Annotated in this window: 16 protein-coding genes; 12 read left to right on the forward strand and 4 right to left on the reverse strand. The window is 41.1% G+C overall.

Going from position 1 to position 15,069, the window contains the following annotated elements; all coding sequences use genetic code 11:
- The first annotated feature begins 143 nt into the window (after nucleotides 1–143).
- Nucleotides 144–875, forward strand: a complete 732-nt coding sequence (locus G6R08_RS12575; RefSeq protein ID WP_163528372.1) for a class I SAM-dependent DNA methyltransferase — start codon at nucleotides 144–146, stop codon at nucleotides 873–875.
- A 386-nt stretch (nucleotides 876–1,261) separates the two neighbouring features.
- Here G6R08_RS12575 and G6R08_RS12580 read toward each other — a convergent pair whose 3' ends face one another.
- Entirely contained in the window at nucleotides 1,262–2,044 is a 783-nt protein-coding gene (locus tag G6R08_RS12580; RefSeq protein ID WP_163528374.1) for a carbon-nitrogen family hydrolase, read from the reverse strand.
- 176 nt (nucleotides 2,045–2,220) lie between these two features.
- On the opposite strand from G6R08_RS12580, the gene G6R08_RS12585 reads away from it, so the two are divergent.
- From G6R08_RS12585 to G6R08_RS22280, 5 genes are all read left to right on the forward strand, one after another.
- Complete coding sequence (locus G6R08_RS12585; RefSeq protein ID WP_163528376.1) at nucleotides 2,221–3,963, forward strand: sensor histidine kinase; 1,743 nt, start codon at nucleotides 2,221–2,223, stop codon at nucleotides 3,961–3,963.
- Nucleotides 3,960–4,688: a LytR/AlgR family response regulator transcription factor gene (locus tag G6R08_RS12590; RefSeq protein ID WP_163528378.1), complete on the forward strand. Its 729-nt coding sequence runs from the start codon at nucleotides 3,960–3,962 to the stop codon at nucleotides 4,686–4,688. The genes G6R08_RS12585 and G6R08_RS12590 overlap by 4 nt, the downstream gene beginning before the upstream one ends.
- Before the next feature lie 141 nt (nucleotides 4,689–4,829).
- A complete protein-coding gene (locus G6R08_RS12595; protein ID WP_163528380.1) occupies nucleotides 4,830–6,269 on the forward strand; it encodes a carbon starvation CstA family protein in 1,440 nt (479 codons plus the stop codon).
- 123 nt (nucleotides 6,270–6,392) lie between these two features.
- Complete coding sequence (locus G6R08_RS12600; RefSeq protein ID WP_163528382.1) at nucleotides 6,393–7,271, forward strand: diacylglycerol/lipid kinase family protein; 879 nt, start codon at nucleotides 6,393–6,395, stop codon at nucleotides 7,269–7,271.
- Between the two features lie 86 nt (nucleotides 7,272–7,357).
- Nucleotides 7,358–8,014: a lytic transglycosylase domain-containing protein gene (locus G6R08_RS22280; RefSeq protein WP_163528384.1), complete on the forward strand. Its 657-nt coding sequence runs from the start codon at nucleotides 7,358–7,360 to the stop codon at nucleotides 8,012–8,014.
- 92 nt (nucleotides 8,015–8,106) lie between these two features.
- Here the strand turns inward: G6R08_RS22280 and G6R08_RS12610 are convergent, their stop codons facing one another.
- On the reverse strand, nucleotides 8,107–8,646 hold the full coding sequence (locus tag G6R08_RS12610; protein WP_163528386.1) for an NADPH-dependent FMN reductase: 540 nt from the start codon (nucleotides 8,644–8,646) through the stop codon (nucleotides 8,107–8,109).
- Between the two features lie 163 nt (nucleotides 8,647–8,809).
- On the opposite strand from G6R08_RS12610, the gene G6R08_RS12615 reads away from it, so the two are divergent.
- The 3 genes from G6R08_RS12615 (at nucleotide 8,810) to G6R08_RS12625 (ending at nucleotide 10,008) form a co-directional block, all read left to right on the forward strand.
- Entirely contained in the window at nucleotides 8,810–9,088 is a 279-nt protein-coding gene (locus G6R08_RS12615) for a YkvA family protein (RefSeq protein WP_163528387.1), read from the forward strand.
- Between the two features lie 73 nt (nucleotides 9,089–9,161).
- Nucleotides 9,162–9,578 carry an organic hydroperoxide resistance protein gene (locus tag G6R08_RS12620; protein WP_163528389.1) on the forward strand — a complete coding sequence of 139 codons (417 nt, stop codon included), beginning with the start codon at nucleotides 9,162–9,164 and terminating at the stop codon, nucleotides 9,576–9,578.
- Nucleotides 9,579–9,723: 145 nt separating this feature from the next.
- Nucleotides 9,724–10,008, forward strand: a complete 285-nt coding sequence (locus G6R08_RS12625) for an iron-sulfur cluster assembly accessory protein (protein ID WP_163528391.1) — start codon at nucleotides 9,724–9,726, stop codon at nucleotides 10,006–10,008.
- Between the two features lie 247 nt (nucleotides 10,009–10,255).
- Here the strand turns inward: G6R08_RS12625 and G6R08_RS12630 are convergent, their stop codons facing one another.
- A complete protein-coding gene (locus G6R08_RS12630) occupies nucleotides 10,256–11,215 on the reverse strand; it encodes a nuclease-related domain-containing protein (protein ID WP_163528393.1) in 960 nt (319 codons plus the stop codon).
- Between the two features lie 355 nt (nucleotides 11,216–11,570).
- Between G6R08_RS12630 and G6R08_RS12635 the strand changes: the two genes are divergently transcribed.
- Entirely contained in the window at nucleotides 11,571–12,182 is a 612-nt protein-coding gene (locus G6R08_RS12635) for a metal-dependent hydrolase (RefSeq protein WP_163528395.1), read from the forward strand.
- 93 nt (nucleotides 12,183–12,275) lie between these two features.
- On the opposite strand, the gene G6R08_RS12640 is transcribed toward G6R08_RS12635, so the two are convergent.
- Complete coding sequence (locus tag G6R08_RS12640) at nucleotides 12,276–12,785, reverse strand: BCCT family transporter (protein WP_163528397.1); 510 nt, start codon at nucleotides 12,783–12,785, stop codon at nucleotides 12,276–12,278.
- Between the two features lie 312 nt (nucleotides 12,786–13,097).
- On the opposite strand from G6R08_RS12640, the gene G6R08_RS12645 reads away from it, so the two are divergent.
- Nucleotides 13,098–13,667 carry a nucleotidyltransferase domain-containing protein gene (locus G6R08_RS12645; RefSeq protein ID WP_240339707.1) on the forward strand — a complete coding sequence of 190 codons (570 nt, stop codon included), beginning with the start codon at nucleotides 13,098–13,100 and terminating at the stop codon, nucleotides 13,665–13,667.
- Between the two features lie 15 nt (nucleotides 13,668–13,682).
- The gene (locus G6R08_RS12650) at nucleotides 13,683–14,996 is read left to right on the forward strand and encodes a DUF2254 domain-containing protein (protein WP_163528399.1); all 1,314 of its coding nucleotides are present in this window, start codon (nucleotides 13,683–13,685) and stop codon (nucleotides 14,994–14,996) included.
- The last annotated feature ends 73 nt before the right edge of the window (nucleotides 14,997–15,069 follow it).

Consider the following 15,069-nt stretch of genomic DNA (forward strand, 5'->3'; position numbering starts at 1 on the left):
ATTTTTTGGATAAAGGTAAAGCATCCACAAGGCTGGGTGCTTTTCCTTTTGGAAATTATATCCTTAAAAAGACAATGTTGTGATAAAATAAATAAAAGCAGAAACAGGGGAGCAACAAACAGCAGAACGAAAGGGGAAAGCACATGGAGTATAAAGGTCCATCAGTCTATGATGAGGATGATTTTTTCCAACGTTTTTTATCAAGAAGAAATAGGGTGGATAGTCCAAATAATACAATGGAATACCCGGCTTTTATGAAGTTGCTCGGAGAAGTGGATCAGACAAAGATTCTTGACCTTGGGTGTGGAGATGCTCAGTTTGGTGTGAAGTTGCTCAATCAAGGGTGCTCATCATACGAAGGAGTGGAAGGTTCGCGTAACATGGCAGCGCAAGCAGCAAAAAATCTTAACGGATTACAAGGACACGTGTCTCATTCCTATTTAGAGGAATGGAACTACCCTTTGAACCACTATGATTTTGTCATTTCACGGATGTCCTTCCATTACATAGAAAAACTTGAGCACATTTTTAAGCAAATTAATCGAGCGCTTCATGAAAATGGCAGGTTTATTTTTAGTGTCCAACATCCAGTGTTAACAGCTTCACAAGTGAGTGCTGTGCAATCATCGAGAAAGACTAATTGGGTGGTCGATGACTATTTTCAAGGGAGAAAACGAGTTGAACCGTGGATCGATGAACAAGTCGTTAAATATCATCGCACGATTGAAGACTATGTTAAAATCATCAAAGCATCTGGTTTTAAAATGGACGATATAAGTGAATGTACGCCTAAGAGGGAAATGTTTACTAGTGAGGAAGAGTATCGGCGAAGATTGCGGATTCCGCTGTTCCTAATATTTGCTTGCCATAAATAGAAGAGAATTGGGATAAAACTGAATAAAGCATAAAGTAATCCGAACTAGTCAAATCAGCTCGGATTATTTGTGTTCCAAGGGAGAGGTTTTACCATCGCTCCGTCGGCCCCACAGGACGTGCCGAACTTAGTCGAACTTCCTCTGTCTCGTGTATAGTAGAACCTTTCTCTAAACGAGCTTCCTCAGAAAACAAAGAACGCTTTTCAGCGGGGCCTTCGACTCGCGCTGTTCCCACATGAGATTTCTGTGGGATTTAGAATAGGGGTTCTTCCATGAAAAAAGCCCTCCGTTATGATGCATTTGTACAACCAAATACAAACATCAAAAGGAGGACTTTCCCTTGAATCATAAAAAAGATTCACGTAAAGGTATAAGATTACGCTGAATTACTTATAAAGATCGGGTCTGCGGTCCTGAAATATCGGAATCTGTTCGCGAATAGCCTCTACTCTGGAAAAATCAACTTCTACAATCAATATCTCTTCCTCTTCACTGGCCTCACCAACGACCGTCCCCCATGGGTCAATCACAAGTGAATGACCGCCAAATTCGTTATTAGGATCGGCTCCAACTCGGTTACAAGCAATGACGAAACATTGGTTTTCGATAGCGCGGCTGATTAATATATTCCGCCAATGCTCAGTCCTCGGCTTTGGCCATTCAGCCGTGACGAACAATCCACGGGCACCTTCAAGCATGTGCGTTCGAATCCATTCAGGGAAGCGAATATCATAACAGATCACACCAGCTACAGGTGTATTTCCTAATTGAAATACACCCTGTTGATCCCCTGATTTCAAAAATTTCTCTTCATCCATCAAGCGGAATAAGTGGGCTTTTCGATACTTCAGACGACGCTGACCAGACTCATCATAGACAACAAACGTATTGTAAAAATCCTCTCCATCACGTTCGGCTACAGAACCTGCGACCGTAACCTTATGTTGTTGTGCCAATTCCATCATTAATTGGTGGGTAGGACCGTCTATTTCTTCTGCGATTTCATCAAAACGACCTAAATCGTAACCTGTCGTCCACATTTCAGGAAGAAGAATAACTTCCCCGCCATGTTCAACAGCTTCTTTTATGTGTGTCCGTGCATGATTTCGGTTCACTTCGGGATCACCAAAAGCTATATCCATTTGAATAATTGCCAAATTTGTTGTCATTGTCTCACCTCTTTCCATTCAGTGTACCAGAAATTGCTGTCCGTTTGTGGCCGTACAGGAATTTATAAAGTAGTTGCCAGGCGAACTACCCCGCGTCCTGTGGAGCACTTTGTATGAAAAGCTTATAACCATGCTACAATATTAGCATAATCATAAAAGGAGAGGACGTAGGGTCTATGTTTGAGCTGCTTTTGCCGATGCTAGAGCGTTTGGGCATTATAGTAACTGTTGCTTTTATTATTACTCGTTTTCGTTTTTTTCGTGAATTGATCGATCAGAAGACACTTGACCGGCCTCAGCAATATATGGCGATCGTGTTTTTTGGATTGTTTGGAATTATAGGTACGTACACAGGCATTACATATGATGTGCATTCATTTGAATATAGCAGCTGGGCCATCAATCTCGGTGAGTCCGAGGCACTTGCCAATTCTCGTGTAATCGGGATAGTTGCTGCTGGGTTGTTTGGCGGCTACCGGATTGGCGTGGGGGCAGGGTTAATAGCCGGAATCCACCGATTTTCCCTTGGGGGATTCACAGGATTTGCGTGTGGAATCTCAGCGGTGATAGCGGGGCTGATAGCCGGTTTGTTTCACAAAAAGGAGCAACCCCTAAAGTTAAAGACGGCATTAGTAGTCGGGGCGCTTGCAGAGACAGTACAGATGGGTATTATCCTTACCATTTCAGCGCCATTTGCTCGTGCTTGGGAGCTGGTACAGGAGATTGGCCTGCCGATGATCGTGGCCAACGGGGTCGGGTCGGCTTTGTTCTTACTCATTATACGTAATGTATTAAATGAGGAAGAGAAGGCAGGAGCGATCCAGGCACAAAGAGCGCTTAAACTGGCGGAATCTACAATTTCATATTTGCGTAGAGGTTTGACGATGGACTCCGCGCAAAAGGCCTGCCAGATTATTTATAATGAAGTAGGGGTTCGGGCAATTTCAATGACGGATAATCAGAGAATATTGGCTCATGTTGGACAGGCAGACGACCACCATCAGCCGGGGGGAATGATTCTGACACAAGCTACAAAAGAGGTCATTCGAACAGGCGAACTCGTTGTCGCTCGTCATGAGGATATCAACTGCAGTGATCCGGACTGTCCTCTCGGAGCTGCTGTTATCGCTCCGCTCAACAGGAAACAGGAAGTCGTCGGGACGTTGAAGTTTTATGTTCAATCTGAAAAAGAAGTGTCGAACGTACTACTTGAATTGATTCAGGGTTTAAGTGCCTTGCTTGGTCAGCAGCTTGAAATTGCAGAAGCTGAGAAAGCTCAGGAACTGGCGAGGGCAGCCGAAGTAAAGGCACTGCAAGCCCAGGTAAATCCTCATTTTCTTTTTAACTCATTGAATGTGATTGTTTCCCTTACACGCTCAGAACCTGATCAGGCCAGAGCATTATTGATTGCTCTTTCTAAATTTTTCAGACAAAATCTCGAATCAACGACAAGAACATGGACCTCATTGAAGGAAGAGCTTCAGCATGTGAAGTCTTACCTAACCATCGAGGAGACTCGATTCGTTGATAAATTACATGTGCGCTATGAGGTGGAGGATCGGGCGCTGGGAGTAAAAATTGCCCCTTTAACTCTTCAGCCTTTAGTAGAAAATTGTATCAAACACGGAATTAAAGATCAGGAAGAAGATTGCGAAATTACGATACAGATTAAACACGTGACCGAAGGCGTACACATATCTGTCATAGACAATGGAAGCGGTATTCTTCCAGAGCGATTGAAGGCGCTGGGAGGTGAGGAAGTAGAGTCTGAAGAAGGAACAGGGTTAGGGTTATACAATGTGAATAAACGTCTTAAGCATATGCACGGGAGTCAATCGGCACTACATATTAGCAGTGAACCGGGCAAAGGAACAGAGATTTCCTTTTTCATTGGAATAAGAGAGGAGGAATCTGTATGAGAATGACAGTGGTGGTGGTTGATGATGAACGATTTAGCCGGGAGGAGCTCATTTTCTTGTTAGAAAAGCATCCTTCTATAGAAGTAATCGGGGAAGCTGATTCAGGTGAGGCAGCGTTAATGAAAACGATACAGTTGCAGCCTGATGTTCTGTTTCTTGATGTGGAAATGCCAAAAATGGATGGGATGGAAGTAGCTCAATCTGTCCAAGAATTAAAAAAAGTGCCTGTAATTGTTTTTGCAACAGCTTATTCCCATTTTGCCGCTGAAGCGTTTCGCCATGAAGCCGTGGACTACCTGCTTAAACCATTTGATGAAGATCAGTTCTCCGAGACTATCGAACGGCTGAAGAAAAGGCTATTTGGAAGCAGTGGTCCAGCAGCTCAAGCTCAGTTACCTGCGAAACTAGCTGTAGAAGAAGAAGGTGAAATCAGTTACCTTGACCCTGCAGACATTTTATATGTGTACCGAGAAGGACGGGTAACGAAGATCGTAGGAAAAAACAAAACACATGATACAAAATGGCCGTTAAAGGATATAGAAGAACGATTGGAACCTTTTTCTTTTTTCAGAATTCACAAGAGCTATCTCGTTAATCTCGATTACGTTGATCGGCTTACACCCTGGTTTAACGGTGCTTATCAACTGGAATTAAAAGGCCATAAGGAAAGACTCTCGGTTAGCCGTAACTATATTAAGGCCTTAAGAAAACAATTAGAGTTATGAATTTCAAGTGTATGACAGTCAAGCTTTTTAACATGTTATACAACATATTTAACATGTTGAACACAAATAGCACTCATGAAAGCGGTTCCTTGCTATGATAGTGAAAACGATTACAAAACATAGTGAGGGAGGAAAATAGACGTGATTACATTTATCGTAAGTATTGCACTTTTAATTATAGGATATTTTACGTATGGAAAATATGTTGAGAAGGTTTTTGGCTTAAACACAGAGCGGGAAACGCCTGCATACACGCATAGTGATGGTGTAGATTATTTGCCGATGTCTGATAAAAAGAACTCATTAATCCAGCTGTTGAACATAGCTGGAGTTGGTCCGATCTTTGGTCCGATTTTGGGAGCCTTATACGGACCTGTAGCTTTTATTTGGATCGTCTTTGGAGCGATATTTGCCGGGGCCGTTCACGATTATTTGACTGGAATGATCTCCATTCGGAACAGAGGGGCGCATTTGCCTGAACTTGCTGGGAAGTTTCTCGGCAAAGTGATGAAGCATGTTGTTAATGCTTTCTCCATTCTTTTACTCGTGTTGGTAGGTACTGTGTTTGTAACAGCGCCGGCTGACCTTCTCCATAGTATGACAAGCAGCTGGTTGGCAATGCCTGTTATTTTGTTTGCTATTTTTGCTTATTATCTGCTGGCAACCTTACTGCCGATTGATAAAATTATCGGAAAACTATATCCGATTTTTGGGGCGCTATTATTGATCAGCGCCATTGGAGTAGGAGGAGCGTTAATATTTACTGGAGCACCGATTCCTGAGCTATCTTTTGCAAACATGCATCCAGATAACGCACCGATCTTCCCACTGTTATTCCTAACCATTTCTTGTGGGGCATTATCCGGATTTCATGCTACGCAGACACCAATTATTTCCCGTACCACTCAGAAGGAAAAACAAGGACGTAAGATTTTTTACGGAATGATGATTACTGAGGGAATTATTGCCATGATTTGGGCTGCAGCAGCAATGAGTCTGTTTAATGGTCCAACTGGATTGAGTGAAGTGCTGGCTAATGGCGGCCCAGCTGCTGTGGTCAGTGAGGTATCTGTCGCGATGCTCGGGGCTATTGGTGGTACACTTGCTATCCTTGGTGTCATTGTACTGCCAATCACGTCTGGTGATACAGCGTTCCGCAGTGCCCGTATGATCATTGCTGACTACATTAAGGTTTCGCAAAAGAAAGTGTTGAGTCGTGTCTGGATCGCCGTGCCAATGTTCGTGATTTCCTTTGCACTGACAAAAGTTGATTTTACGTTGCTATGGAGATATTTCTCTTGGGCCAACCAGTCCACTGCTATGATCGCCTTATGGGTTGGAGCTATGTATTTATTCTTGGCACGAAAAAATTACTGGATTGCAGCTATTCCGGCAACTTTTATAACGATGGCAACGTTTACGTATATCCTAAACGCACCAATAGGATTTGGTTTATCGCTAAATATTTCCTATGTGGTTGCAGCAGTGATTACCGTTATCATTGTTACAGCTTTCTTTGTAGCTGCAAAACGTAATTTGACGCAGGATATACCACTTGAGGAAGAATTAAAATCGGCTTAATTTACCACTATCTCTACCACCAGGCTTACATACCTGGTGGTTTTTATTATAACTGTGAGAATATCATTGGATGCAATGGGGTATTAAATGGATAGATAGAGAATGGGGGAGGAGGAGAGCGAGATGAAAGCTATGTTAATTGTTAATCCTTCTTCAGGCAAAGAAGAGGCCCTGAATTATGTGAACCAAATCGAAGAGCTTTTGAACAAAAAAGGTTATGAAGTAAAGACGGTTCAAACTGAGAAAGAACTTGATGCCATGAAGTTTTGCCAAAATGCATGCAGGGATGAATTTGAGATGGTTGTTTCACTCGGAGGGGATGGGACACTTAATGAAACGATTAACGGGATGGTCGACCAGCATCATCGTCCGAAACTAGGTGTGGTCCCGCTAGGTACTGTAAATGATTTTGCCCGCGCGTTAAATATTCCGCTGGATGCTGAGGAAGCCGTGAATATCTTAAGTTCTGATCGCACAAAAAAGGTAGATATAGGGCGTATGAATGATCACTATTTCGTAAATATTGTAGCAATCGGTGCTATAGCTGAGGCAAGTTATGAAGTTACACCAGAACAAAAAACAAAATTCGGATCCTTGGCTTATATCATGGAGGGGCTAAAAACTCTAGCTTCAACCCCTGATTACCCGCTTTATATCGAACACGATGAACAGGTGTGGGAAGGAAATGCCTTTCTGTTCCTTGCTGCCTTAACAAATTCGACCGCTGGATTTGAACAGCTCGCACCGCAAGCTAAAGTCAACGACGGTCTCATGCATTGTTATATTGTGAAAAAATCGAATGTGCTCCAATTAGCTTCGCTGACTTCATCAATGTTAAAAGGTGAACTAAGGCATCAGAAAGGGGTAGAGTATTTTACTGCCCGCAGTTTGAAGGTTTCCTCGTCGAAGGCTCTTGTAACGAACGTAGATGGAGAAGAAGGAGACCCATTACCTGCAGTCTTTTCGGTTAAACCTCAGCATATAGAGGTTATTGTTGAATAGTGATTGTGAGGGGACATTCAAAGATGATATTGTCAGTTCATCTCTATTCTTGTAAAATTAAGTTAATCAAATCTATGAGGTGAATCATGGAATTTAATCAAATTCGGTTTATGATGCAAATGCAGGCAATGTCAACTTTAAGTGGAGGTTCTCCTTCATCATTTAATCGTTCAGTTCCTGACATGGCTTTTCAGAGTATCCTACAGTCTATGATGTCTGAGCATCAGCCATATGGTAATGGCGGCGCGGCTCAGAATAACCAAGCGGCCACGTTAACTAATTTTAACGCATTCAGACCTCAGCCTATACATATCCAGTATCAAACGCCTGTTTCTCAGGTTCCGGCGCAAGATCCTGTCTTGGAGGTAGAGAACAAAAATATTGAAACACTCATCAAAGAGGCTTCCGAGAAGTATAGAGTTGAGGAAAGTTTAATTCGTTCTGTCGTTAAGGCGGAGTCAAATTTTGACCCTGATGTCGTAAGTCATGCGGGAGCGCAGGGATTGATGCAATTAATGCCGGCTACAGCAAGAGGCCTTGGGGTAACAGACCCATTTGATCCGAGGCAGAACCTTATGGGTGGAACGAAGTATTTAAAGCAAATGCTTGATCGTTATAATGGGGATACTACTCTGGCTCTTGCAGCGTATAATGCGGGTCCTGGAAACGTTGATAAGTATGGAGGTGTCCCACCTTTTGAAGAGACACAGAATTATGTAGATAAAGTATTAGGGTATGCCTGAGTAAAAAACCGCCCCGTCGCTAATAAGCGTAAGGGGCGGTTTTGTTTGAATATCGATTTTTGAGTAAAGGCTGTAGAAAGGACTTTTCTTTTTTAGATTTCTTTACTCATTTGAATGTATTGGTCGAATACCTTAGTCATTTCTTCTAGTCGGTGATGTACATCTTCGTCGATAAGTTCTCCTTCAGCCGAGAAATGGTTGGTATGGGTATAGACATAATTAGGTGTAACAAGACAGCGGAAGTAGTCAAGAATAGGTTTTAGTTGACTTTCGATAACTAAGTGGTGCTGTAGCGTCCCGCCGTTCGCTACTATGGAAACAGGTTTATATCGCATCGCCAGTGGTGAAATGGCATCCAAAAGGTTTTTTAAAGTTCCAGGAATGGACCCTTGGAAAATAGGTGTAGCAATGACGTAAGCATCAGCATCTTCCATTTCGAGTATCAGCTTTTGCATATCATCATTATATTGATCTACTGGCCGGCCATCGATGAACTGCATATCGAAATCTTTAAGATCAATGAAAGTTGTGTCATACTCTTTATCAAGCTTGCTTATATAGGTTTGGATTTCATCCAGTAAAGACTTTGTTTTAGTTCCAACAATGGTTCCGTTAAGTAAAAGAATCTTCATGATCTGCTTCTCCCCTTTAATCTTCCATGAATGGGCACGATTTCAGTACTGTTTCAACCATTATGTTAAATCATACGCTTTAAATAAGCAATTGTGAATGAGTGTAGGGGTTCTAGGGAGAAGGGTATAGAGTCATAAACCCATAAATAAGAGGTGCAGTCAAATGAGAAAGATATGGAGGAGAATACGATTCTTATTTAATATAAAAAGGTCGATCCCATTTTTAATAGGATTTTTTCGATCCCCAGAAATTGCTAATGGGAATAAAGTAATCGCCATTTTGCTAATGCTTGGTTATCTCCTATTTCCATGGGATGTGATTCCTGATTTCTTAGTAGTCTTCGGTTTGGTCGATGACTTAGCCGTTCTAACCTTTATTTTACAACAAATTGTTAAGATGGCTCCCGATTCATTGAAAAAAGAATATCGAATAGAAGAATAACAGAGGTTTAAAAGATAAGTTTTTGAGGAATATATAGATTGTGTGAGCATTAATTATCGAGGAGTGATTGATAGTGAGTAACGTAATGTTTACGGCACATGCAACAGCCAAAGGCGGACGTGAAGGTCACGTTAAGTCCGATGATGGTTTAATTGATTTAAATCTTGTACAGCCAGGCAGCGGAGATGAGAAAGGCTCTAACCCTGAGCAGCTATTTGCGGCAGGATATTCAGCTTGCTTCGATGGCGCTCTTAACCTGGTTGCGAGTAAGAAAAAGAAAGATATTGATTCTGAAATCACCGCTGATGTCAGCTTGTTAAAAGATGAATCAGATGGTGGCTTTAAGGTAGGAGTTGTATTGAACGTTAGTCTTAAGGGAGTTTCTCAGGAAGAAGCTGAAGAACTTGTAGAAGAAGCCCACCAGGTTTGCCCTTATTCTAAAGCAACCCGAGGAAATATTGATGTAGAACTTAACGCTAAAGCTGTTTAATTTTGAAAGATCTAAGGCTACAGGATGAGCATCCTGTAGCCTATTTTTGTTGAAATTAATCTTATTTTTGAGAGGTTTAGAGTAATATGATTTCCTAAAGCGAGAGTAACTATGGTAGGTTATATGTGAAAGTGAGGGCGATTTTATGAGGATAACCGATCAGGCGCGTAAACTTCTTGACCAGTTGCTTGAAGACGAAGAAGCCAGTTGCTTGCGTTTGTTCTTCGCTGGATTCGGGTGTGGAGAACCAGATATAGGCATGACGTTAGCCGAACCTGAAGCCGACGATGAACTTCATCATATTAATTCGATCCCGGTTGCCATAGATCAACGGATTATTCACCTAACAAAAGAGCTTACCATTGATGGGAAACAGACTATGGAGGGACCTAAGTTTCAGATGTTCGGGTTGCCTGAAAAAGATTGTTAACGAAGCTGCTGTGCACACACAGTAGCTTTTGTTAATTTGGCATGCTTGTTGAGGGTTCGTCCCTGGGTGGAGAGTAATTCGGCCATACATCTTGAGGACTTGGCCCAAACTGGATGTTGTTCGACCGTAACTCAGGAAAACTCGACCCTTACAGACTCAGATTCTACCCTAAATCAGAGTTATTCTACCCTACGAGGATTCTTCCTAAATGAAAGGGAAGTTTGTCTAGATTTAGCGGTTCTCTTGTTTAAATTAGGTTGAGCACATATTTCCGATCATTCGTAACACCGGTGTGGTGATCACAAATTTTCAATAGGAGTAATCGAGCTGCTTTTTTAGAGGGTAGCATAGCGAAATGTCGAAAATTCTTATTAGAAATGGAGGTATCAATCAGAAGCTGATAGTCTCTTAATGTTTTAATGTGCGCATTCCTGGAACGCGCCGCGCATTTTGAGCAATACCAATATCCACGCTTTCGTTGCATCGGGAAAGAATTACAATGCTCACACTGGACTCCTTTAATGAGGTCATTTAACGAAAGAGAATAACGCTCCATAATAGAGGTTTGGTAGGGGAGATTTCCCGTGTTAAGTAATTGGGTCAGAGAATGAACTTGCTCTGGGGAGCAGGAACTTAAACTGAACTGCTCTCTGAGTGCTTCAATTCTTGGCAGCAGGCTTTTGGCTCGTACTATTTTTCTCCTTAAATGATCGTCGTCTGAGCCCTTTACAGAAATGATTGTATGAGGATTTGAAATGACAATAAAGGAGTGTAGAGGTATCGGAGGAAAATGAACACGTTCAAGCCAGCGATGAAGTTGGCGTTTCTGATGTTCTACTTGTAGAAAAGGATCAGGGAAAATATCCTTTTGTTCATTATGAGTTCGAAAAAGCTGATTCCATTCTAAATCGAAACACAATTCCCCTTTGAAATTTTTCACTTCAAGTATCAGGATGAATTCTGGACATAGAACTATGGCATCCAATTGGCAGTAATGAATCCCGTCAAATAATCGGATATCTTGGATGACTTGATAATGGTCGGGAAGATATTGAAGATAGAAATCTAGTGTGGTTTCACCGAAGTATCCTGCTGATTGCTTTAAGAATGTTTCATGGATTTCGGTATAACGGGGGTGGTCGGAAGGTATACGGTTTAATCCTGCTTCAAGCTGAAGGTGTTGTAAAGTTTTTTCTCTTTTATTCATCTAATAAATCACTCTCCTTGTCAATACAACTGCAACAATAACTATTCGCTACAAATGGCTTATTTCCTCTTTTTTTGCAAAATTTTTAAAGTGATTCGTCCCTGCCGGAGCGCTGCTTGGCCATAAATCATGAGAGATCGTCCCTGCCGGAGCGCTAGCTTGGCCGTAGATCATGAGAGTTCGTCCCTAACGGAGTACTATTCGGCCGTAAACCATAAAGATTCTTCCCTACCACATTATAAAAGCTATTCCGCTTTTACTAGTTTACGGTAGACCGTTTTTAGGATAATATAAAAAGCGTCTTGATTCTAACTGAATCAGGCTTATTTTTTGAAAGTTAGAGGGTTTTAACAACATGATGGCATCAGGGCACCAAGTCGTTGGCTTTACTTGCGGAGTAGCTGCACTAACATTTTTACCTGAACTAGATCGTTTACCTGCTACGTCCTATGAGACTACATTATATTTTTTATGCGTTTTGTTCGGGTCTCTTCTTCCCGATATAGATACACCGAGATCAACTCTTGGAAAATGGTTTTGGAAAATCCTTCTCATGTTCCTTCTAGTAGCGGTCATTGCTTATTTGTTTGCTCCGTCAATTATAGAAATGTACAGAGATGAATTAAGTGTTTTGACAATGCTTATTTTACCTATTCTCGTTATGGTTCGCAGTCATAGAAAAATGACACATTCCGTTTTATTTATTTTTCTGATAGGTGGATACTGTTATTTGATTGACTCCTTTCTTGCTGTTCCGTTGAATTACTTCATCGGACTGCTGGTCGGTGTCTGCTCACATTTGCTTGGGGATTTTATTACGAAAAAAGGAATTCCATTATTGTATCCTTTTTCTAAGAAACATTTTCGGTTTATTGTAACGTTCACAACAGGTTCTTCTGCTGAAAAAATGATTGTAATGGCTTTAGTAGTAGCGAATATCTGTTTTCTTGTAGATTTTGTTATTTAGTAGGTAGTACATATGCGATTACGAGATGTTCCTTTTTACGTATAGGGAATGCACATCACTTCAGGGCATAATAACAAAAACAAAGAAGAGGGCCTAAAGTGCAGGCCCTCTTCTTTGTATATTATTGTTGCTTTTTTGGCGTCTGACTTTCCTTTGTGGGATCGGCTCATGCCGGATCATTTTCAAGAAAGCATACATGAAAATAAAGAGAATCACGGCAAAAGGTAAAGATGATACAAGCGAAGCGGTTTGCAATGCATCAAGTCCGCCTGCTATTAAAAGGACAGCAGAAATCGCTGACATGAGGAAACCCCATACGATTTTAGTTAGTAATGGAGGGAACAGTGTTCTGTCAGCTGTCATACTTGCCAGGATATAAGTAGCAGAGTCGGCAGACGTGATCAAGAACGTAGCAATTAATGCAATGGAAAGAATGGACAGTATATCTGTCATCGGCAGGTAATTGTACGTTTCAAATAAAGCCAGTGTTATGTCATTGTTGACGACCTCAGCGATATTCGTTCCATCCATTAAGTCACTATTTAAGGCTGTGCCTCCGAAAGTTCCATACTTGATTTTACTAATTGTTTCGTAAAGCGGCATGTATCAATCAGTCCTATTAAGGGTATAGAAAATGAGTGAAGGATAATGGTATTTTTTACCCATATTCTTGCTGTAAATTATTTTAACAAAAATATGCGTTTTCGTCAGAATATTTCTAAATCTTTCAATTAGTGAAGAATGTAATAGAGGGCACATTGAATCACTTGCATTGTGTAGTTATTCTCCTTATCTGGTAAAAAGATTCGGTGTGAAGCGATATAGAGCAGTGCAGGGGGGAATTCTGTTGATATGTGATAGGTCTATCTTTTTAGGGAATCATATATTGGATAGGTTAAAAGGAGTGTTTTTCTAATGTTTGAACGTTGTTTACAAGTAAAGGAGTTCATGGCTTCCTATGAAGGGAAATGGATGATTGCAGGAGGGTGGGCCATCGATTTACATATCGGAGAAGAAACACGAGATCATGAGGATATTGAGGTGGCTGTATTTCGTGATGAACAAAATAGTTTAGCTTCATTGCTTGCGGATTGGGATATCTATATCGCAAACGAAGGGAAAAAGGAAAAGTGGCATTTAGATGCTCCATTGGAACTTCCGATTCATGAGATTCATGCCTCTCATCAGGATGGAAAGCAATTAGAGGTTTTACTTAATGAAAGAAATAAAGGAAGGTGGAAATTTAGAAGAGATCCAGAACTGTCTTTTCCTTTATCCATGATGAATCTTCAATCAGAGCAAGGAGTGCCCTATTTAAATCCTGAGATCGTTCTTCTGTATAAAGCAGCCAACACGAAGGAAAAAGATCATGATGACTTCAATTACGTTTTTCCTCATTTAAATGAGCACCAAAAAGAATGGTTGAAGCAAGCCTTAATTCAGCATGCACCTAATCACCCCTGGCTTGAGGCACTATTATATTAGATCAGGAGGAAAACGATGTATAAGGAAAAAGCCTGGGTCCACATTCGCGATAGTTTTTGGTTTCTGCCCACGATATATAGTATGGTATCCATCATATGTGTAACGTTAGTAACGATGATTGATTTATGGATCATCCCTAAGGTGAAAGAAGGCGTGCCCAGTATTCTGCTCATGAATACAAGTACAGCCCAGACTTTGTATGGCTCGCTGATTACATCGATTTTGACTATGACGACGATTAGTTTTTCTACGATCATGGTGGTCTTAACAACTTATTCAACCCAGTTCTCCCCGCGTACCTTGCAGGATTTTATGAAAAGCAGAGTGACCCAGCATGTACTTGGTGTCTTCTCATTCGGGTTTATTTTTGTGATCATCAATTTACTTCTCATGGGCGGAGAACAGAGCAAAGCGCTGATAAGCCCATTTCTAACCGTTGTCGTATCAATTGTTTGTCTTGGTTTTTTTATAGTATTTATTCATCATTCTTCAAGGTTTGTTCAGGTTAATAACCTAATAGGCAAGATCCGGTTAAGCACCTCTAAAGTAATAAAGAAAACATTCCAGGACAAAGATATTCATGAAGCTAGTGAATGGAACGAACAAAAAATTGCAGAGAGAAAGGAAACTGAGAAAAAAACGATATATGCCAGAGAATCAGGCTATGCACAAGCTGTGCAAATCTCGTCCTTAGTTGAATGGGCTAGTAAAAGAGATGCTCTTCTTGAAGCAAATTTTTATATAGGGAGTTATATTCAGAAGGGGATGCCTGTATATTCATGTTGGGGTAATATAGAAGATCAAGAAGAATTAGATAGCTGTAACGAGTTTTTGCTTATCGGAAATGAGAGAACAGACCTTCAGGATATAGAGTTTTCCATACAAAAACTGGTTGAAATTGCGGTCAAGGCCATATCACCTGCCGTCAATGACCCACATACCGCTGTGAACTGTATCAATCGTATAGGTTCGTTGTTAGCTGAACTAGGTACCGTGTACAAGCCAATTCGTTATTATGGAGACGAAGAACAGGTGTTACGATTAATAATGGAGCCTCTTTCGTTTGAACAATATCTTTATAAAAGCTTTTATCAACTACGTATTTATGGCAGCAAAGATATTTCCGTCATGAACGGGGTATTGGAAGCATTATTTAAAGTGGCGACGGTTAATGGGGAAACTGTTAAAAGGGATGTCTGGAAATTTGGGTTATACATTATAAGAGCGGTGGATGTAAAAGAACTTGATGAGCTGGATTATGAGCAATTCGCCTATTTTGCAGAAAGGCTGGCTGCCTCCTGTAATATGTCTTCCCCCCTCGAAAGGTAAGGGGGTATATAGCTTGTTATAGTTATTCAGGAGAAACAAATATCAGGGCTGTCCACGGCATCTAATCGAGTTG

This window comes from Halobacillus ihumii (assembly GCF_902726645.1).
In the GTDB taxonomy this organism is placed as follows: domain Bacteria; phylum Bacillota; class Bacilli; order Bacillales; family Halobacillaceae; genus Halobacillus_A; species Halobacillus_A ihumii.